This window comes from Pseudocitrobacter corydidari (genome assembly GCF_021172065.1).
GTDB classification, from domain to species: domain Bacteria; phylum Pseudomonadota; class Gammaproteobacteria; order Enterobacterales; family Enterobacteriaceae; genus Pseudocitrobacter; species Pseudocitrobacter corydidari.
On record NZ_CP087880.1, the window covers coordinates 4,575,316 to 4,593,757 of the forward strand.

Genomic DNA, 18,442 nt, shown 5'->3' on the forward strand with positions numbered 1-18,442 from the left:
AGGGGAAGAAACAGGGGGATCTTTACGTTGCCTTACGTTCTGCGCAATGTAAAACGCCACGCGTGTTGGGCGTGGCGTTTTTATACGTCGTCGGGCTTAACGATTCGCGGTAGTGGTCGCGCCGTTATAGCCGTCTGCGGAAGCATCCTGCTTTGGATTTTCCGGGGCAACAGACTCAGGCGTCGTTGAAACCGGTTTACCCAGCGTGCTGTTCAGCGCCTGCAGATCCTGTTCGTTCAGGGTACCGAGCGCAGATTTGATATTAAGCTGGTTAATCAGGTAGTTATAACGCGCGCTGGAGAGCTGCTGCTTGGCGTTATACAGCGTGGTGGTTGCATCCAACACGTCAACGATGGTACGGGTACCCACTGAGTAACCGGCTTCCATCGCGTCTAATGAACTCTGTGCAGAGACAACGGCTTGTTTATAGGCGTTGATGCTGCTGATAGAGGCATTGACGTTGTTGAAGGAGGAACGCACGGTCTGCACTACTGTACGGTGCGCGCTTTCCAGTTGCTCGCTTGCGCCAACAAAGTTGTACTGCGCTTGTTTAACCTGAGAGGTCACTGAACCGCCGCTGTAAATTGGCAGGTTGAAGCTCAGGCCGATAGAGTTCTGGCCGATGTCGCGGTCAGCATAGCTACCGCTATTTGGCCCACTGGTCTGGCTGCCGTTATATTTGGTGTTGGACACGCTGGTAGACGCGTTCAGGTCCAGGGTCGGCAGGTGGCCGTCCTGTGCCTGACGAATCTGCTCGCGGGCCAGGTCCTGGCTCAGGCGTGCCTGTAACAGCGACAGGTTGCGGCTTTCCGCTTCCTTCAGCAGCGCATTGACCGCTTTCGGCTTGTCGGTAGAGAAGCTGTCAACATTCAGCGAAGAGAGTTCCGGATAGTAGTTACCGGTGACCTGACGCAGCGCTTCAACGGCGTTATCAAGATTGTTACGCGCGGTCACTTCATTCGCCAGCACGGTATCGTACTGTGAACGGGCGTTCTGAACGTCGGTGATAGCAACCAGACCGACGTTAAAGCGCTGAGTGGTTTGATCCAACTGACGGTAGATAGCTTGTTTCTGCGCTTCAGTATAGGAAAGCGCATCAATCGCGCTCAGCACGTTAAAGTAGGCCGTCGCCGTGTTCAGAATAAGCTGCTGCTGGTCAGTCTGATAAGTGACGTCCTGAATACCCGCGCTTTTTTCTTGCAGCGTCAGGGCACGCCATTTCGACATATCAAACAACGTTTGCGTTAACTGTAACGACGCGCTGCTGACGTTAGAGTTGACGCCGTTGTTGTCACGATAGCCGTTGTTATAGGTATAATCAGCACCCAGGCCAAGCTGTGGTAACAGTGGGCTACGCGCTTCGTTGATCTTTTCAAAGGCAGCATCGCGATCTGCTGCGGATTTCCGCAGGTCAGGGTTGCTTAAACGCGCCTGCTGATACACTTGCAGCAGGTTCTCTGCCTGGCTCATTGCGCTGAAACCCGTAAGGCTCAGGCCAATAAGGATGGGGAGCAATTTCTTCATTTGCATTCCTTGTTGTGAAGCTTAGCGCTGATCTAATTCAGAAAAATATTCGCCGATTGTATCAGAGTCTGCCAGTTTAAAAAGTTGGCGTAATGTGCCATGCGGCGTTAATTTGCATCAATCTAGCATACAGTCAGCTAAACGGTAGCCAAACTGACCCGAAATCCACAATTTCAGCACAAATGCAATTGGAACCAATCATGACTAAGACGAATGATTCAGTGGTTACGTTCTCGAAAAACGATGTAGAAATTATTGCACGGGAAACGCTGTACAGCGGTTTTTTTTCGCTTGATTTGTATCGTTTTCGTCATCGTTTATTCAACGGAGAAATGAGTGGCGAGGTAAAACGCGAAATTTTTGAGCGCGGTCACGCCGCAGTCTTGCTACCCTTTGACCCTGTGCGGGATGAAGTTGTGCTGATTGAACAGATCCGCATCGCCGCATTCGACACCAGCGAAAGCCCGTGGTTGCTGGAGATGGTGGCCGGTATGATCGAAGAAGGCGAAACCATCGAAGATGTGGCGCGCCGGGAAGCGGTGGAAGAGGCGGGCTTAATCGTCGGGCGCACGAAAAAAATGCTGAGTTACCTGGCAAGCCCAGGGGGAACCAGTGAGCGCCTCTCTATATTAGCGGGCGAAGTGGACGCAACGACGGCCAAAGGCATTCATGGCCTGGCAGAAGAAAACGAAGATATTCGGGTTCATGTGGTAAGTCGGGAACAAGCTTATCAGTGGGTAGAAGAGGGAAAAATCGACAACGCGGCGACGGTCATCGCTTTGCAATGGCTGCAGTTGCATTATCAAGACTTACGACAAGAGTGGTTAAAATGAAGCGCTATACACCTGACTTCCCTGAAATGATGCGGCTGTGCGAAACCAATTTCGCGCAGCTACGCCGATTACTGCCGCGCACTGATACGCCCGGCGACGCAGTGAACTATCAGGTGGCGAATGCGCAATATCGGTTAACGATCGTCGAATCGACGCGTTACACCACGCTGGTTGAGATAGAGCAGACGCACCCGAAGGTCAGTTACTGGAGCCTGCCGTCAATGACGGTACGCCTGTATCATGATGCCATGGTGGCTGAAGTGTGTTCGAGTCAGCAGATTTTTCGCTTTAAAGCACGTTATGATTATCCTAATAAAAAGTTGCATCAACGCGACGAAAAGCATCAAATTAACCAGTTTCTGGCTGACTGGTTACGTTACTGTTTAGCATATGGAGCGATGGCGATTCCGGTTTAAGCATCGTGAAACCTAAGGACACCATTTGGAAAGCCTGTTAAACCTTCCTCTGGCTGGTGGGGCCAGTGTCAGGTTACTGCAAATTACTGATACTCACCTGTTCGCTAAAAAGAGTGAAACGCTGTTGGGCGTGAATACCTGGGACAGTTATCACGCCGTGCTCGAAGCGATTAACGCTTCGCAGCGTGAAGTCGATCTGGTTGTCGCAACCGGCGACTTGGCGCAGGATCACACTTCCGCGGCCTATCAGCATTTCGCTGAAGGCATCGCGCGGTTTTCTGCGCCCTGCGTTTGGCTGCCGGGCAACCATGACTTTCAACCCGCCATGTACAGCACGCTCCAGGACGCTGGGATCTCCCCGGCTAAGCGCGTAATGGTGGGCGAGCACTGGCAAATCCTGCTGCTCGACAGTCAGGTCTTTGGCGTGCCTCACGGCGAACTGAGCGACTTTCAACTGGAGTGGCTGGAAAAACGGCTGGCGGAGGCGCCGGAACGTTATACGCTGCTGCTGTTGCACCATCATCCATTGCCTGCGGGATGTAGCTGGCTCGATCAGCACAGCCTGCGCAACGCCGCGTCGCTGGATAACGTGCTGGTAAATTTCCCGAAGGTGAAGCACCTGCTGTGCGGACATATCCATCAGGAACTTGACCTCGACTGGAACGGCCGCCGGATGATGGCGACACCGTCCACCTGTGTGCAGTTTAAGCCGCATTGCGCCAACTTTACGCTGGATACCGTTTCTCCGGGCTGGCGCTGGCTGGAGCTGCATGCTGATGGATCGCTAACCACCGAAGTTTGCCGCCTTGCCGGGTCGGAGTTTCACCCGGATACCGCGTCAGAAGGATACTGATGGCTACGCTTCTCTATCTGCACGGGTTTAACAGCTCTCCCTGGTCTGCCAAAGCGACGGCGCTGAAAACGTGGCTGGCGGAGCACTACCCGGATATCACCATGGTGATTCCGCAGCTGCCGTCCTATCCCGCTGAAGCCGCAGAGATGCTGGAAGCGCTGGTGCTAAAGCATGGTGGCGAACCGCTGGGTGTCGTCGGCTCCTCGCTGGGTGGCTATTACGCTACCTGGCTGTCACAGTGTTTCATGCTGCCTGCCGTGGTGGTGAACCCGGCGATACGCCCGTATGAACTGCTGACGAACTTCCTCGGTCCGAACGAGAATCCCTACACCGGTGAGCATTATGTGCTAGAGTCTCGCCATATTTACGATCTCAAAGTGATGCGGATTGACCCGCTGGAAGCGCCGGATCTCATCTGGTTGTTGCAGCAAACGGGCGATGAAGTGCTTGATTACCGCCAGGCCGTTGACTATTTCGCCTCCTGCCGCCAAACGGTAGAGGAGGGCGGTAATCACGCATTTGTGGGCTTTGAAGATCACTTCACACAGATTATCGACTTTCTGGGGCTGCATTAAGCCGCTCCCATTACCTACGAACAGATCATGACACAATCTTCTTATAACGCTGATGCCATTGAGGTACTCACCGGGCTTGAGCCGGTTCGCCGCCGTCCGGGAATGTACACGGATACTACACGCCCTAACCATCTTGGTCAGGAAGTGATCGATAACAGCGTCGATGAAGCGCTGGCGGGCCACGCAAAACGTGTCGAAGTCATTCTTCATGCTGACCAGTCGCTGGAAGTTATTGACGACGGGCGCGGCATGCCGGTCGACATTCACCCGGAAGAGGGTGTACCGGCGGTCGAGCTGATTCTGTGCCGCCTGCATGCGGGTGGTAAATTCTCTAACAAAAACTACCAGTTCTCCGGTGGCCTGCACGGCGTGGGGATTTCGGTGGTTAACGCCTTGTCCAAACGCGTGGAAGTGAACGTCCGTCGCGATGGTCAGGTCTACAGCATCGCCTTTGAAAATGGCGATAAAGTGGAAGATCTGCACGTGACCGGCACCTGCGGCAAACGCAATACCGGCACCAGCGTTCACTTCTGGCCAGATGAAAGCTTCTTCGACAGCCCGCGCTTCTCCGTCTCTCGTCTCAACCACGTGTTGAAAGCGAAAGCGGTACTTTGCCCTGGCGTGGAAATCGTCTTTAAAGACAAAGTGAATAACACCGAGCAGAGCTGGCGTTATGAAGACGGCCTGACGGATTACCTGAAAGAAGCGGTGAACGGCCTGCCGACGCTGCCAGAACAGCCGTTCGTCGGGACGTTTTCTGGTGAAACGGAAGCGGTTGACTGGGCGCTGCTGTGGCTGCCGGAAGGCGGTGAACTGCTGACCGAAAGCTACGTTAACCTGATCCCGACCATGCAGGGCGGTACGCACGTTAACGGTCTGCGTCAGGGCCTGCTCGACGCGATGCGCGAATTCTGCGAATACCGCAATATCCTGCCGCGCGGCGTGAAGCTGACGGCGGAGGATATCTGGGAACGCTGCGCGTATGTGCTGTCGGTGAAAATGCAGGATCCGCAGTTTGCCGGCCAGACCAAAGAACGCCTCTCTTCGCGTCAGTGCGCGGCATTTGTTTCCGGCGTGGTGAAAGATGCGTTTTCCCTGTGGCTGAACCAGAACGTTCAGGCCGCAGAAATGCTGGCCGAGATGGCGATTTCCAGCGCTCAGCGCCGTATGCGCGCGGCGAAAAAAGTGGTGCGTAAAAAACTGACCAGTGGCCCGGCGCTGCCCGGCAAACTGGCGGACTGCACCGCGCAGGATCTCAACCGTACCGAACTTTTCCTCGTGGAAGGTGACTCCGCAGGCGGTTCCGCCAAGCAGGCGCGCGATCGTGAATATCAGGCGATCATGCCGCTGAAAGGGAAGATCCTTAACACCTGGGAAGTCTCCTCCGATGAAGTGCTGGCCTCGCAGGAAGTGCACGACATTTCCGTGGCGATCGGTATCGATCCGGACAGCGACGATCTCAGCCAGCTGCGCTACGGCAAGATCTGTATCCTCGCGGATGCGGACTCCGATGGTCTGCACATCGCCACGCTGCTGTGCGCGCTGTTTGTGAAACACTTCCGCTCAGTGGTTAAACAGGGCCACGTTTACGTGGCGCTGCCGCCGCTGTATCGTATCGATCTCGGCAAAGAAGTTTATTACGCCCTGACCGAAGAAGAGAAAGCGGGCGTGCTGGAACAGCTGAAGCGCAAGAAAGGCAAACCGAACGTTCAGCGCTTTAAAGGGCTGGGTGAAATGAACCCGATGCAGCTGCGTGAAACCACGCTCGATCCGAACACGCGCCGCCTGGTACAGCTGATTATTGATGATGAAGATGAACAGCAAACCAATGCGGTAATGGATATGCTGCTGGCCAAGAAGCGTTCGGAAGACCGCCGTAACTGGCTGCAGGAAAAAGGCGATATGGCAGATATTGAGGCCTGATTCGTTATTAATAACAAAAAAGGAGAGCGGAAGCTCTCCTTTTTTATTTTCTTCAAAAATACATTCAACAATTAATATTTATAACACTAATAACAATACGTGCTTTTTATTTTTCTGAAAAGCTATTTTCTTTTTTTTATTGCGTACTGTCACGGATTGGCTTTCCGCGTTTTTGCATAGTACGTGTGAGCGTGATGTATGAATAAATAATTTTTGTGAATATATCTGTTAATTAAAGACAACGCATGGAGCACACAATGGGAAATAAAAAACTCACCACCGGATTATTAGCCTTATCCCTTCTGGTTGCATCTTCTATGGCTTTGGCAAAAACCGTCTTTATCGCGTCTGATGTTCACCCTGCTGATTACCCCACCACGGCGGCGGTGATTCATATGGGCGAAAAACTGAGCGCGCAAACGGACGGGCGTTTAGCGATTAAAATGTTCCCTAACGGGCAAATGGGCGATGAGGGCGCCACCATTGAAAAAGCGCGCGCAGGGGCGATTGATATTCTGCGTGTATCAATGGCACCCGTGGGCGGTATTTTGCCGGAAGTGAGCGTCTTTAATATGCCGTTTGTTTTCCGCGACCTCGATCATCTTCATCATGTGCTGGATGGCCAGGTAGGCGAGCAACTGGGGCAGAAAGTCACTGACAGTAACCTGGGTCTGGTGTTCCTCGGCTGGATGGACGCGGGCTCACGTAGCCTGATCACCAAAAAACCGGTGAACAATCTCGACGATCTGAAAGGTGTGAAAATCCGTCTGCAAAACAACCCCATCGGCCTGGACTCCTTTAAAGCGATGGGCGCAAACCCGGTTGTCATTCCGGTCGGCGACGTTTTTGCCAGCCTGCAAACCGGCGTTATTGATGCGGCGGAAAACAATGAACCGACGTTTGATACCGAAAACTATGTGGTGGCCGGAACCAAATATTTCGATATGACCGAGCACTTTATGATTCCGGAAGTGTTTACGTTCTCAAAGAAAAAATGGAACAAACTCTCTGCTGAAGATCAGGCGCTGATTTTAAAACTGGCGAAAGAAGCGCAGGCGGAAGAACGCGTTCTGTGGGCGCAGTATGTTGAAAAATCAACTAAGAAATTACAAGGCCAGGGCGTGGAGTTTATTAAGGTGGATAAAAAACCCTTTATCGACGCCACTGCGCCAGTCCGTGAAAAATATGGCAAACAATTTAGTGTGTTGATGCAGCAAATCCAGGAAACAAAATAAGAATACGATGTGCCGGGCCGGATTATTCTGGCCCGGTCTTTGTAGGAGCATAAAATGAAAAATACCTATATCCTGGCCATGGATTATGTCTACCGGTTATGTATCTGGCTATCCGGTTTTAGCTTGTTATTTATGACGTTTATTTATTTGATCGGTATTTACGCTCGGTTTCGCCCGGACCTTCCCGCGTGGCTGGACTTTATGCCTCACGCGTCAACCAGTTGGCCCGAACCGCTGTCGCAAATTTGCATGATCACCTTCTCCTTCGTTGGCGCGGCGGCAGCCTATCGGGCTGGCGGGCATATTGCCATTACTATGCTGGTCGATCGCATTCCTGCGGCGGCGCAAAAAGGGATCGCGATATTCGTGGATCTCGCCATGCTGGCAACCTGCGTTTTTATTATCAAATGGGGCATTGTCGGCTGTCAGGATGCCTGGGAAGATGTGATTCCCTCCTTGCCGTTCCTGACTTCCGGAATTACCCATCTCCCCGTTCCTTTAGGGTCGTTCTTTACGCTGCTGTTTGTAGTTGAAAAATTACTGTTTGGCCCGCAAACGCACCGGGAACTGGTGCAGTTTGGCTCGCCGAAAGTGGGCCACTAAGGAATTCATAATATGGACATGACGCTGCTTGTCTTTGTGGTGACGTTTGTTGTGCTGATGGCGGTTGGTATGCCGGTGGCCTATGCGGTCGGCCTGACCGCCGTGGTGGTCACGATAATGGCGGATTTCTCGCTGGATGGCTTAATCATCACCATTTTCCACAGTACCGATAACGTCAATCTGCTGACCATCCCGTTCTTTGTGTTTGCGGGCGCCATCATGGCGGAAGGCGGAATGGCGCGACGGCTGGTGGATTTTGCCGGACTGTTTGTCGGCTGGATCCGCGGTGGCCTGGCGCTGGTGAACATTCTGGCTTCCACGCTGTTTGGCGCGATTTCTGGTTCATCCGTTGCCGATACCGCGTCGATTGGTTCGGTATTGATTCCAGAAATGGAGCGCAAAGGGTATCCGCGTACTTTTGGCGCGGTGCTCACCGCTAGCGCCTCGGTGCAGGCGATTCTGGTACCGCCCAGCCATAACTCGGTGCTGTTTGCAATTGTCGCCAATACCGCGGCGGTGACTATTCCCGGTATGTTCCTGGCGGGGATAGTTCCCACCTTCGTCCTGTGCGGCACGCTGGTGGTGCTGTGTTTGATCTCTGCGCGACGCAATAACTACCCGAAAGAGGCGAAGATAGAGTTCCGGCGCAAAATGAAAATCGCGCTGGATGCCATCTGGGGGCTGATTACCATCGTGATCATCTCCGGCGGGATCCTCTCCGGCTTCTTCACGCCGACGGAATCGGGGGCCATCGCCTGTATCTGGGCGATGTTCGTCACCTTCTTTATCTATCGCGAATATAAATTCCGCGACTTTCCGAAACTGATTCACCGCACCATCAAAACCGTCACCATGGTGATGGTACTGATAGCCTTTGCGGCGGCCTTCGGTTCGGTGATGATGCTGGTGGATTTACCGAGTCAAATCTCCTCGGCGCTGCTGTCCCTGTCGGATAACAAATACATCATCCTGATGATTATCAACGTGATGTTGCTGCTGCTGGGCTTCCTGATGGATATGGCGCCGTTGATCCTCATCCTCACGCCGATTCTGCTGCCGGTGGTGATGCAGTTGGGAATTAACCCAATGCACTTTGGCATCATCATGATGACCAACCTGGGGATTGGCCTGATTACGCCGCCGGTGGGCTCTGTGCTGTTTGTCGCGAGCGCCGTGAGCGGGCTGAAGATAGAGCAGGTGGTGAAAGCGATGCTGCCATTCTATTTTGCGCTGTTTATGGTGCTGATTCTGGTGACCTACATCCCGGCGCTGTCCCTGTGGCTGCCGTCGCTGTTCCTGTAAACACCTAACGTCATGGAGGCAAATCGGTGCCTCCATGACGGTTAATCCGTGCGATGATTTTTCCGATACTGTAACGGCGTTTCGCCAATCCCTTTCTTAAACGAGCTGATAAACCATGTGGTATCAGCAAATCCGACCTGGCTTGCCACCTCCGCCACGCTCATCGTGCTATGCAGCAATAACTCGCAGGCTCGCCGCAGCCGTATCGTATTCAAATAGTTGTGAATATATTCCCCGGTCTCGACGTGAAAGCGCCGCGAAAGATAGCTGCGCGATTTACCGAGATCCTGCGCCAGCCTATCGAGGCTGAATTTTTGTCGATAGTTTTCTTCTATCCAGAACATTACCGGGCTGGCGATCCCGTGGTTACCTTCCTGCATTTTTTCCTGCACCGGCGGCAGCATGCGCAACAACGCCATCAGCAGACTGGCGACATGCTCCGCGCTAAGCCCGGAAACGGCAAGCTGCGCGTAGAGCGTAAAGAGATAATTGACGTGGGCATGCGCGTCGGCGAGGTCGGCGACAAACGCCGGGCCAGCGCGCTGCGCCAGCATTTGCAGACGGCTGCGCGCCTCGGGAAAGTCGCGCAGCAGGCGCACAATCGCATGCTGATCGAGATGAATAATCGTGCGGCGGTAGGAGTCATGCGCTTGTTCATCCACCATCACTTTGTGCAGCGTAAACGGCGGGAAAAAAAACAGCCGCCCCGGGCGCATGGTGTACTGGCGATTATCGACAATCACCACGCCGAATCCTTCTTCGACGTACAGCACTTCCAGACACTGATGCCAGTGGTGATAGCGCACGCTGTTGGCGTACAGGCGGCTGAATGACGCCACCTTATCCTTCAGCGTGATCAGCTCCAGACGTTCCGCATTTAATGATGTACTCATAGCAACAGAATTAAATTTTTACGTTATTAATTCCCCCACTAAACCACCGTTTTAAATTTTATCAAGCTGCGGTTTATTTAATCATATCAGTTGTGACCGGGTTAACATTTCACGCCCTGTCCGATTCTCTATGCTTGAGCCACTTTCGAGGATGGCTAAGCAGAGGATTCTGGCGGTGATGGAAAAATCAAATTCATTGTCTTCACGTGAAGAGGTGGTGACCGCGCTCACAAGCATGTTGAGCGCGCTGGATAAACAGTTTCCCGCCGGTGCGGCGCAATTCTCGTTGGGCGATACCTGCGCGCATTACAGTGTGGAGATTGCCGAAATGGAAGGGCTGTCACGCGCACTGTGGGGCCTTTTCCCGCTGCTGGCGGGTGGGGCAGAGGTGCCCTTCAGCGACAAATACTTCACCGCCATTAAGCTTGGCACCGATCCGCAAAGCCCGGCGTACTGGGGCGAAACGGGCCCGTACGATCAGCGACTGGTCGAAATGGCGGCCTATGGCCTTGGGCTGGCGCTGTTACAGGGCAGCTTTACCGATCATTTCAGCGCCGCTGAACTGAATAATCTGCACCGCTGGCTGGATCAAATCACCGATTCACAAATGCCGGACAGCAACTGGAACTACTTTGCCATTATGGTGCAGCTGGGCTTTAAGCGCGCCGGATTGCCTTACGATCGTCGGGCTGTCGATAAACGCTTCGCTATGATGGAAGCCTACTATCTGGGTGATGGCTGGTATTCCGACGGCCCGGGGCGGCCCAAAGATTATTACATCTCAATGGCTTTTCATTTTTATGGCTTGATCTACGCGACCCTGAACGGCCGCGACGATCCGCAGCGCGCGGCGACCATCCGCGAACGCGCCACGCTGTTTGCCCGCGACTTTATCTATCTCTCTGCCGCCGATGGTGCTTCCGTGCCGTTTGGCCGCAGCCTGACCTATCGTTTTGCCATGGTCGCCTTCTGGAGCGGCATGGCATTCGCCGGGCTGGAGGTCTTCTCGCCGGGCGTGGTGAAAGGCATCATTCTGCGTCATCTGCGCTGGTGGCTGGAAAAACCAATTTTCGATCGCGACGGGATCCTGACCCTTGGTTTTGCCTATCCGAATCTGGCGATGTGTGAAGACTACAACTCGCCGGGATCGCCTTACTGGGCGTTGAAGGTCTTTTTGATTATGGCGCTGCCGGCGGAGCATCCGTTCTGGCAGGCGCAAGAACTGCCGCTGCCCGCGCTGGAAGATGTTCACGTCATTGCGCCTGCGCAGCAGGTTTTGCAGCACAGCGAACATTCACAGCACGTCGTGATGCTCACCTCCGGCCAGCTGGAGCTGAACAACTATGTGAATACCGACGCCAAGTACACCAAATTTGCCTACTCCAGCCGTTTCGGTTTCACCATTGAACGCGGACGTTACGGCATCAAACATGCGGCCAGTGACTCCATGCTGCTGCTTGCCGAGAACGATAACCACTGGCGCGGGCGTCGGGAATGTGAATACGTTGAGATGCAGGAAAATGCGATCGTTTCACGCTGGTCGCCCTGGCAAGACGTGCACGTCACCACCTGGCTTATTCCGGCAGGCGAGTGGCACGTGCGCGTGCATCGTCTGGATACCGCGCGCCATTTGCAAAGTGCCGAGGGCGGTTTCGCGGTGATGAAGGCCGATGCGCAGCAGGGTGAAGGCCGGTGTCAGATTACCGCGCGCAACGGTGTCAGCGTGATCGCCGATCTCTCGCCAACGCTTACCCGCCAGGGAGACGCGGTTGTGACACCGCCCAACAGCAGCGTGATGTTCGCCGAATGTGCGTCGATTCCGTTACTCACCGCCGACCTGAAGCCGGGTGAACACTGGCTCTGCTGCGCGGTGGCTGCCAGCGGCGACGCCACGAAAAAATATCAACAGCCGCCACGGCTGGTTATTGAAGAAAATACGCTCAGAGTTATTGGTGAATCAGACAAACAATATGCTGCTCTGAGTTTTTAATTTTCCGGGCGTAAGCCCGGAATACTCTCTGTTGACCCTACATGCTTTCGTCGAGGATGGTATGGAAAAGTTATCGTCTCAAAACAGGCTTGAATATTACAAAATAAGTACCTTTATTTTCCTCTACTTTTTTACCTGGTCCGCCAGTATTGGTTTATTTGCTATCTGGTTAGGGCAAAAAGCTAATTTAAGCGGAACAGTGATTGGTACTGTTTTTGCGGTAAATGGCATCTTTGCCGTTATTCTAAAACCGATTTACGGTTATATTCTCGATAAAATAGGCATGAGTAAATGCCTGCTCTATTTTGTCGTTGGGGTATCGGCCCTGATGGCGCCATTTTTTATTTATGTCTATCAGCCGCTGCTGCTGTCGCACACCATGCTGGGAATTATCGTCGGTGCGATTTACCTGAGCTTTGCCTGGTATGCGGGCGTGGCGGCCTGCGAATCGTATGCAGACCGTTACAGCCGCCTGAACGGCATGGAATTCGGCCAGATCCGTATGTGGGGGTCGCTTGGCTGGGCGGTGGCATCCTCTTTCTCCGGCCTGCTGTTTAACCTCTCGCCCGCGTATAACTTTATTATGGGCAGCGTGGCGTCGATTATCATGCTGGTGGTGCTTATCAGCCTGAAAGTGAACACTAACTCCGTTTATGCAAGCGAAGTGCTAACGAAGGAGAAAATCGCCCCGGCAGATGTCTACGCGCTGCTGCGTAGCGGTAAATTCTGGGCCTTCTGTATGTATGTCGCGGGCGTCGCGTGGATGATGTTTATCGCCGAGCAGCAGTTCTCGCGCTATTTCGTCACCTTCTTCGAAGATGTTCATCAGGGCAATGCGCTGTTTGGCTATCTCGGTACCGTGCAGTCCGGCATTGAATTCGTGATGTATATGTTTATTCCGCTGGTGGTGAATTATATCGGTGCCAAACGCGGGCTGTTAATCGTCGGGGCCGTGGTTGGCGCACGCCTGATTATTTCTGGACTGTGTGACTCGCATCTGCTTATTTCCGTACTGAAGCCGCTGTATGGTCTGGAAATCTGTTTGCTGCTGGTGTCGGTGTTTAAATATATCGCCGAACATTTCGATAAACGCGTCAATGCGACCATGTATCTGCTGGGCTACCAGGCGATGTTATATGTCGGCAACGTGGTGGTCTCCTCGCCTGCGGGCATTCTTTATGACCGTATTGGTTTTGAAAAAACGTACATCCTGATGGGCTCAATCGCCCTGCTGTTTACTGTTATCTCGGCATTTACCTTATCCGCCTGTCGTACCCAACGTAATCGCCCCGCGGCGCTGAATGTGGCAGAAAACAATGCGGCTAAATAATCCTGAACCGAAGAGTAATAAGGACACAAAAATGCACAATTCCGTCATTGAGGAAACATTACCTGAATTTCCGGGCGCGCCGGTGAATATGGACGCGTTTAACGATGAGATGGGCGCTGCGCGACAGCACGTTCTGACACTGATTCGCCGCCATATGGCTGAATTTGGTGAGAAATTTCCGGCGGAAACCTGTGAAAAAGGGTTTTATCCGCTAACGGAAAACGTCGAGTGGACCACCAGTTTCTGGACCGGCCAACTGTGGCTCGCCTGGGAGATGAGCGGCGATGAGGCTTTCCGCGCATTGGCGGAAAAACATGTGCGATCGTTTGGCCTGCGCATTGCCGGGCGACACGATACCAACACGCACGATCTCGGTTTCCTGTACACGCTCTCCTGCGTAGCCGCCTGGCGTCTGACGGAAAATCGCGATGCGCGTGGTTTCTCCCTGCTGGCCGCCGAAGCGCTGCTCGAGCGGTTCCATCGTAAAGCGGAGATCATCCAGGCATGGGGCGATCTTAACGATCCCACGCAGGCCGGGCGCATGATCATCGACTGCACCATGAATCTGCCGCTGCTGTACTGGGCCAGTGAACAAACCGGCGACCCGCGTTTTGCCGAGGCGGCAAAAGCGCATGTGCGCCAGTCGGCGAAGTATCTGGTGCGCGACGACGCATCGACCTACCACACCTGGTATATGGATGTGCAGACCGGCGCACCGCTCTTTGGCAATACGCAGCAGGGCTATGCGGATGACTCCTGCTGGTCGCGCGGGCAGGCGTGGGGGATCTACGGTTTTATGCTGAGTTACCTCTACACCGGCGACAAGCAACTGATTAGCCTGTCGAAAAAGCTGGCGAACTACTTTCTTAATCGTCTGCCGGAGGATGCGGTATGTCACTGGGATCTGGCATTGCAGGGCACCGACGCGTTACGTGATTCCTCTTCGGCGGCGATTGCGGTTTGTGGTCTGCTGGAGCTGGTGAAATCTCTGCCGCTCACCGATCCGGATCGCGCGCGTTATCAGCAATGGGCGATGGGGATGATGTCGTCGCTGACGAAGCATTATCTGACAGGGTTAGATGAGCCGGGTAATGGCCTGCTGAAACACTCGGTCTACCATTTAGCCGGGAATAAAGGCGTGGATGAGTGCAGTAGCTGGGGGGATTATTTCTACGTTGAAGCGCTGATGCGCATGACGCAGAGCTGGAAATTGTACTGGTAAGTGATTGCCCGGTGGCGCGTACGTTACCGGGCTGGCAAGCCTTTGTAGGCCGGGTAAGCGCAGCGCCACCCGGCAAGACTAAAGCTTAAACGCCCGCTTCCAGGATACGAATAGACATATCCAGCACGTCGTTTTTCACCGCTTCGCTGTAGGCTTTCATGTGCGGCGTTTGCAGATGCGCTTCAAGATGCGCGATGCTTTCCCACTGCTCAATCATCACGATAGAGTCTGGAGACGTGGTCTGGAAGCTCACGCCCGCAGCATGGTCAACCATTGGCGCGTAGCCGTGGCAGCCTTCTTCCTGCAAAACGGTCGGGATGATTTTCGCAAACTGATCCAGAACCGCCTGACGGTGGTGTTGGCCCGGACGAGTACGAATCTCTGCAATAACTGTCAACATAGTAAACTCCTTCTTAATCCAGCTTCCCAGTTAAGCAAAAATTTTACCAAGATGCTCGCGGTATTCTGCAATATAACGCGGAACGTCAGGCATTTTGATGACGTCGTTGGCGATAAAGGTCGGCAGCGCTTCCATACCAAGGAACTGGTTGGCTTTGTGGAACGGCAGATAAACACCGTCTACGCCCACGCCGTGGAAGAACTGTTCTTTATCGGTGAACGCTTCCATCGGCGCGTTCCAGGTCAGAGAAAGCATGTAAGTTTTGCCCTGAATCAGACCGCCGGAGCCATATTTCTTGCTGGCGTCGGAACGGGTACGACCATCGCTGGCATACAGTGCGCCGTGACCTTCGGTGAACACGTCATCGATATATTTTTTCACGGTCCACGGTGCGCCCATCCACCAGCCCGGCATTTGCCAGATAACGGAATCGGCCCACAGGAAGTTTTGTACTTCGGCTTTCACGTCGTAATCGCTGTCGGCGCGCACAACTTTAACATCATGCCCGGCGTCGCGCAGGAAGCTTTCCGCGACCTCGGTCATGGTGTCGTTCAGCTGGCCGTTAGAGTGACCAAATTTTTTGCCGCCGTTAATAATCAAGATGTTGCTCATTTTTTGTCCTCGGTAAAAAGCGTTTGGCCGTTATAATACCCCTCCTGACGAACCGTGAATATGAGCAAAATGTGCAAAGTCTTTTGCTGTATGAGCAATAATCTGATTACCAACGCACCTGCGCTTCGAACCCGCCTTCAGAAATGTTACCGAAATTCACCGTCATACCGTGCAGAGACGCAATGCGCCGAACAATCGACAACCCCAGCCCGCTGCCCGTTTGCTCTTGCCCTGGTGGGCGATAAAAACGCTCGCCCATTCGCGCCAGCGCTTCCGGCGACACGCCTGGTCCGTTATCGCGCACGGTAAAGCCGCCTTGCTCCAGGGTCACATCGATAACGCTGCCTGATGGACTGTAGCGTACGGCGTTATCCAGCAAATTACGCACCAGCAGGCTGAGCAGCAGCGGCTGCGCGGTGCGGGCGATGCTGATGTCGTTGAGGTGTAAGCGAACTTCAATGCCCGCGCGCTGGGCGCTGTGATAAATATCCATCACCGCAGATTGCAGCAACTCTTCCAACTGGACCGTCTGTACGTCTGCCAGATTATCCAGCGAATCGAGGCGGGAGAGGGTGAGCAACTGCTCCACCAGGCGGGTGGCACGGTCGATCCCTTCATGCAACTGTGACAAGGCTTTCTCGCGCGCGTCGGCATCATCTTGTGAGAGCTGCGCCACTTCGGTCTGTACTTTCAGCGCGGTTAACGGGCTACGCAGTTCATGGGCGGCGTCGGAGGTAAAGCGCCGCTCGCGGTTCATCATTTCATGGGTTTGATGGAAGAGGTGATTGAGGGCGTCAACCAGCGGGCGCACCTCGTTGGGTACGCCTTTGGTGTTGAGTGGCGTATCGTCTTCCGGCGAGCGGCGGCGTAGGGTGAGCGTCAGTTTTTTCAGCGGCCGCAGTTCGCTGCTGAGCAGCAGGATCAAGAGTAAAAACATCACCGGCAGCGCCACCAGCCACGGCGTAAGCTGCGACGTGATGATGTCCAGCGCCATCTCTTCACGATATTCCCATTCCTGGCCGACCACGATGCGATATTTTTTATCGGCGGTGGTCAGCCACAGAAAACGCCAGCGATCGTCATCATTGATCAAGTTGCCGTCGTCAAACCCTTCCCGGCGATAGCTGTAAGGAATGAACGGGCCGTTTTCGCCATCGTGCATTACCATTCTGCCGTCGATCGCGTACACCGCGAAAGCCAGCACATCTTCATCAAGATGCCCGTGTTTAACCTTTTTCGGCGCGCGGATAAACTGCCGCGAGCTGCGAACGTCGGTAAAATCCATCGCGCTGATGCGCTTGGCGAACAGCATTTGCTGGGTATCAAAGAGCTTATCCAGCTTATTGGTGGTTTGATGCCAGGCCACCAGGCTGGCGCAGAGCCATGCGGCGGCGGAAAGCAGCATAAACAGCAGCGTCAGGCGAACGCGCAGGCTGAGGCGGGGAAACAGTTTCACTGCGCCCCCAGCGTATAACCGATGCCGTGTACGGTGCGGATAAACTCGCTGCCCAGTTTGCGGCGCAGATGATGCACGTGCACTTCCACGGCGTTGCTGGTGACGTCGTCATCCCAGCTGTAGAGCTTTTCTTCAATAAGCTTGCGCGGCAGAACGCGCCCGCTGTTGCGCAGCAGCAACTCCAGCAGAGCAAATTCTTTCGGTTTAAGAGGAAGCGGTTCGCCGTTGAGCGTGGCGGTGAGTTTACCGGGGTCGAGCGTCACCGCGCCGTGGCGCAGTTCATTGCTGGGCTGCCCGTGCGCGCGACGGATTAACGCCTCCAGCCTGGCGGCGACTTCAATCAGCGCAAAGGGCTTGCATAAATAGTCGTCCGCGCCCAGGCGAAGCCCTTCAACGCGCTGGTTGAGCGCGTCGCGCGCGGTGAGGATCAATACCGGTTCATGATGCGATTTTTCTCGCCAGCCACGCAGAATATCCAGCCCATCGATGCCGGGCAGGGTGAGGTCGAGGATGACGGCGTCATACGGCGCGCTGTCGAGGGCCACTTTGCCTTCTTCACCGCGGGTAAACCAGTCGACCGTAAAGCCCATTTTGCCAAGGCCGGTTTTCAGCCCGTCGCCGATCAGTTTGTCATCTTCTACCAGTAAAATTCGCATCTTGCGCTCCTTGCCCCTCTGCCTGAATAAAGCCAGTAAACCCTTATCAGACCTACGCTGTACAGTAAAAAAAAGAATATTTTTACCTTAAGAAGTCGTTAAGCATTATCCTGTTAAATGGCTTTCGTAATGAAATTTAAGGGAGAAAATATCATGAAGAAACTTGCTGCAATGGCCGCCGTCCTGGCGCTGATGGCTACCCCGGTTCTGGCGAACACTCAGGGCGGTTTTTCTGGCCCAAATTCAACGTCAACACAAAGCGGCGGCTTCGTCGGCCCGGATGGTACTGTAACCACCGTTGCTAATGCGAAAACCCTGCGTGATGATACCTGGGTTACGCTAAAAGGGACTATCGTTGAGCGTATCTCTGACGATCTCTATACCTTTAAAGATGAGACCGGCACCATCAACGTGGATATCGACGACAAACGCTGGAACGGCCTGACCGTGACCCCGCAGGATAAAGTGGAAATTCGCGGTGAAGTGGATAAAGACTGGAACTCGGTTGAGATCGACGTCAAACAGATCCAGAAACTGAAACCGTAACCGGGAAGAGTGCGCAAGATCGGTCAGGATCTCACGGCATAACCCCGGCACTATTGTTGGCACGGAGGCCGTG

Annotated in this window: 18 protein-coding genes; 12 read left to right on the forward strand and 6 right to left on the reverse strand. The window is 53.9% G+C overall.

All coding sequences use genetic code 11. The features are described from left to right. Positions 1-96 precede the first annotated feature (96 nt). A complete protein-coding gene (gene tolC, locus G163CM_RS21400) occupies positions 97-1,524 on the reverse strand; it encodes an outer membrane channel protein TolC (protein ID WP_231826210.1) in 1,428 nt (475 codons plus the stop codon). 200 nt (positions 1,525-1,724) lie between these two features. Here tolC and nudF point away from each other — a divergent pair, with 200 nt between their 5' ends. From nudF to G163CM_RS21440, 8 genes are all read left to right on the forward strand, one after another. Continuing rightward, the gene (nudF, locus tag G163CM_RS21405) at positions 1,725-2,357 is read left to right on the forward strand and encodes an ADP-ribose diphosphatase (protein ID WP_015962971.1); all 633 of its coding nucleotides are present in this window, start codon (positions 1,725-1,727) and stop codon (positions 2,355-2,357) included. Continuing rightward, the gene (locus tag G163CM_RS21410) at positions 2,354-2,773 is read left to right on the forward strand and encodes a DUF1249 family protein (RefSeq protein WP_015962972.1); all 420 of its coding nucleotides are present in this window, start codon (positions 2,354-2,356) and stop codon (positions 2,771-2,773) included. The genes nudF and G163CM_RS21410 overlap by 4 nt, the downstream gene beginning before the upstream one ends. Positions 2,774-2,798: 25 nt before the next feature. Further along, positions 2,799-3,626 (forward strand): 3',5'-cyclic-AMP phosphodiesterase, encoded by an 828-nt coding sequence (gene cpdA, locus G163CM_RS21415; RefSeq protein WP_231826211.1) that lies wholly within the window; start codon positions 2,799-2,801, stop codon positions 3,624-3,626. Continuing rightward, on the forward strand, positions 3,626-4,201 hold the full coding sequence (yqiA, locus tag G163CM_RS21420; RefSeq protein ID WP_015962974.1) for an esterase YqiA: 576 nt from the start codon (positions 3,626-3,628) through the stop codon (positions 4,199-4,201). The genes cpdA and yqiA overlap by 1 nt, the downstream gene beginning before the upstream one ends. 27 nt (positions 4,202-4,228) lie before the next feature. Continuing rightward, on the forward strand, positions 4,229-6,124 hold the full coding sequence (gene parE / locus G163CM_RS21425; RefSeq protein WP_231826212.1) for a DNA topoisomerase IV subunit B: 1,896 nt from the start codon (positions 4,229-4,231) through the stop codon (positions 6,122-6,124). 257 nt (positions 6,125-6,381) lie between these two features. Next, complete coding sequence (locus tag G163CM_RS21430) at positions 6,382-7,359, forward strand: TRAP transporter substrate-binding protein (RefSeq protein WP_231826213.1); 978 nt, start codon at positions 6,382-6,384, stop codon at positions 7,357-7,359. 54 nt (positions 7,360-7,413) lie between these two features. After that, the gene (locus G163CM_RS21435; protein WP_231826214.1) at positions 7,414-7,962 is read left to right on the forward strand and encodes a TRAP transporter small permease; all 549 of its coding nucleotides are present in this window, start codon (positions 7,414-7,416) and stop codon (positions 7,960-7,962) included. Positions 7,963-7,974: 12 nt separating this feature from the next. Next, the gene (locus G163CM_RS21440; RefSeq protein WP_231826215.1) at positions 7,975-9,264 is read left to right on the forward strand and encodes a TRAP transporter large permease; all 1,290 of its coding nucleotides are present in this window, start codon (positions 7,975-7,977) and stop codon (positions 9,262-9,264) included. A gap of 41 nt (positions 9,265-9,305) precedes the next feature. Here the strand turns inward: G163CM_RS21440 and G163CM_RS21445 are convergent, their stop codons facing one another. Further along, positions 9,306-10,157, reverse strand: coding sequence for an AraC family transcriptional regulator (locus tag G163CM_RS21445; protein WP_231826216.1), 852 nt, complete (start codon positions 10,155-10,157; stop codon positions 9,306-9,308). 151 nt (positions 10,158-10,308) lie between these two features. Here G163CM_RS21445 and G163CM_RS21450 point away from each other — a divergent pair, with 151 nt between their 5' ends. From G163CM_RS21450 to G163CM_RS21460, 3 genes are all read left to right on the forward strand, one after another. Beyond that, positions 10,309-12,147 (forward strand): DUF2264 domain-containing protein, encoded by a 1,839-nt coding sequence (locus G163CM_RS21450; protein WP_420851267.1) that lies wholly within the window; start codon positions 10,309-10,311, stop codon positions 12,145-12,147. A 61-nt stretch (positions 12,148-12,208) separates the two neighbouring features. Then, positions 12,209-13,477 (forward strand): oligosaccharide MFS transporter, encoded by a 1,269-nt coding sequence (locus G163CM_RS21455; protein ID WP_231826218.1) that lies wholly within the window; start codon positions 12,209-12,211, stop codon positions 13,475-13,477. Between the two features lie 31 nt (positions 13,478-13,508). Further along, on the forward strand, positions 13,509-14,699 hold the full coding sequence (locus G163CM_RS21460; protein ID WP_231826219.1) for a glycoside hydrolase family 88 protein: 1,191 nt from the start codon (positions 13,509-13,511) through the stop codon (positions 14,697-14,699). A gap of 85 nt (positions 14,700-14,784) precedes the next feature. Here G163CM_RS21460 and G163CM_RS21465 read toward each other — a convergent pair whose 3' ends face one another. From G163CM_RS21465 to qseB, 4 genes are all read right to left on the reverse strand, one after another. Further along, positions 14,785-15,099, reverse strand: coding sequence for a putative quinol monooxygenase (locus G163CM_RS21465; RefSeq protein ID WP_015962980.1), 315 nt, complete (start codon positions 15,097-15,099; stop codon positions 14,785-14,787). Between the two features lie 30 nt (positions 15,100-15,129). Beyond that, a complete protein-coding gene (locus G163CM_RS21470; protein ID WP_231826220.1) occupies positions 15,130-15,711 on the reverse strand; it encodes an NAD(P)H-dependent oxidoreductase in 582 nt (193 codons plus the stop codon). A gap of 106 nt (positions 15,712-15,817) precedes the next feature. Beyond that, positions 15,818-17,167, reverse strand: a complete 1,350-nt coding sequence (qseC, locus tag G163CM_RS21475; protein ID WP_231826221.1) for a quorum sensing histidine kinase QseC — start codon at positions 17,165-17,167, stop codon at positions 15,818-15,820. Further along, positions 17,164-17,823: a quorum sensing response regulator transcription factor QseB gene (gene qseB, locus G163CM_RS21480; RefSeq protein WP_015962986.1), complete on the reverse strand. Its 660-nt coding sequence runs from the start codon at positions 17,821-17,823 to the stop codon at positions 17,164-17,166. The genes qseC and qseB overlap by 4 nt, the downstream gene beginning before the upstream one ends. Before the next feature lie 153 nt (positions 17,824-17,976). On the opposite strand from qseB, the gene G163CM_RS21485 reads away from it, so the two are divergent. Beyond that, positions 17,977-18,369 (forward strand): YgiW/YdeI family stress tolerance OB fold protein, encoded by a 393-nt coding sequence (locus tag G163CM_RS21485; RefSeq protein WP_231826222.1) that lies wholly within the window; start codon positions 17,977-17,979, stop codon positions 18,367-18,369. The last annotated feature ends 73 nt before the right edge of the window (positions 18,370-18,442 follow it).

What these genes read in the sequence shown, in the direction of transcription:
- tolC (WP_231826210.1), bottom strand. Translation starts at nt 1,524, where the DNA reads ATGAAGAAATTGCTCCCCATCCTTATTGGCCTGAGCCTTACGGGTTTC.
- nudF (WP_015962971.1), top strand. Translation starts at nt 1,725, where the DNA reads ATGACTAAGACGAATGATTCAGTGGTTACGTTCTCGAAAAACGATGTA.
- G163CM_RS21410 (WP_015962972.1), top strand. Translation starts at nt 2,354, where the DNA reads ATGAAGCGCTATACACCTGACTTCCCTGAAATGATGCGGCTGTGCGAA.
- yqiA (WP_015962974.1), top strand. Translation starts at nt 3,626, where the DNA reads ATGGCTACGCTTCTCTATCTGCACGGGTTTAACAGCTCTCCCTGGTCT.
- parE (WP_231826212.1), top strand. Translation starts at nt 4,229, where the DNA reads ATGACACAATCTTCTTATAACGCTGATGCCATTGAGGTACTCACCGGG.
- G163CM_RS21430 (WP_231826213.1), top strand. Translation starts at nt 6,382, where the DNA reads ATGGGAAATAAAAAACTCACCACCGGATTATTAGCCTTATCCCTTCTG.
- G163CM_RS21435 (WP_231826214.1), top strand. Translation starts at nt 7,414, where the DNA reads ATGAAAAATACCTATATCCTGGCCATGGATTATGTCTACCGGTTATGT.
- G163CM_RS21440 (WP_231826215.1), top strand. Translation starts at nt 7,975, where the DNA reads ATGGACATGACGCTGCTTGTCTTTGTGGTGACGTTTGTTGTGCTGATG.
- G163CM_RS21445 (WP_231826216.1), bottom strand. Translation starts at nt 10,157, where the DNA reads ATGAGTACATCATTAAATGCGGAACGTCTGGAGCTGATCACGCTGAAG.
- G163CM_RS21450 (WP_420851267.1), top strand. Translation starts at nt 10,309, where the DNA reads ATGGCTAAGCAGAGGATTCTGGCGGTGATGGAAAAATCAAATTCATTG.
- G163CM_RS21455 (WP_231826218.1), top strand. Translation starts at nt 12,209, where the DNA reads ATGGAAAAGTTATCGTCTCAAAACAGGCTTGAATATTACAAAATAAGT.
- G163CM_RS21460 (WP_231826219.1), top strand. Translation starts at nt 13,509, where the DNA reads ATGCACAATTCCGTCATTGAGGAAACATTACCTGAATTTCCGGGCGCG.
- G163CM_RS21465 (WP_015962980.1), bottom strand. Translation starts at nt 15,099, where the DNA reads ATGTTGACAGTTATTGCAGAGATTCGTACTCGTCCGGGCCAACACCAC.
- G163CM_RS21470 (WP_231826220.1), bottom strand. Translation starts at nt 15,711, where the DNA reads ATGAGCAACATCTTGATTATTAACGGCGGCAAAAAATTTGGTCACTCT.
- qseB (WP_015962986.1), bottom strand. Translation starts at nt 17,823, where the DNA reads ATGCGAATTTTACTGGTAGAAGATGACAAACTGATCGGCGACGGGCTG.
- G163CM_RS21485 (WP_231826222.1), top strand. Translation starts at nt 17,977, where the DNA reads ATGAAGAAACTTGCTGCAATGGCCGCCGTCCTGGCGCTGATGGCTACC.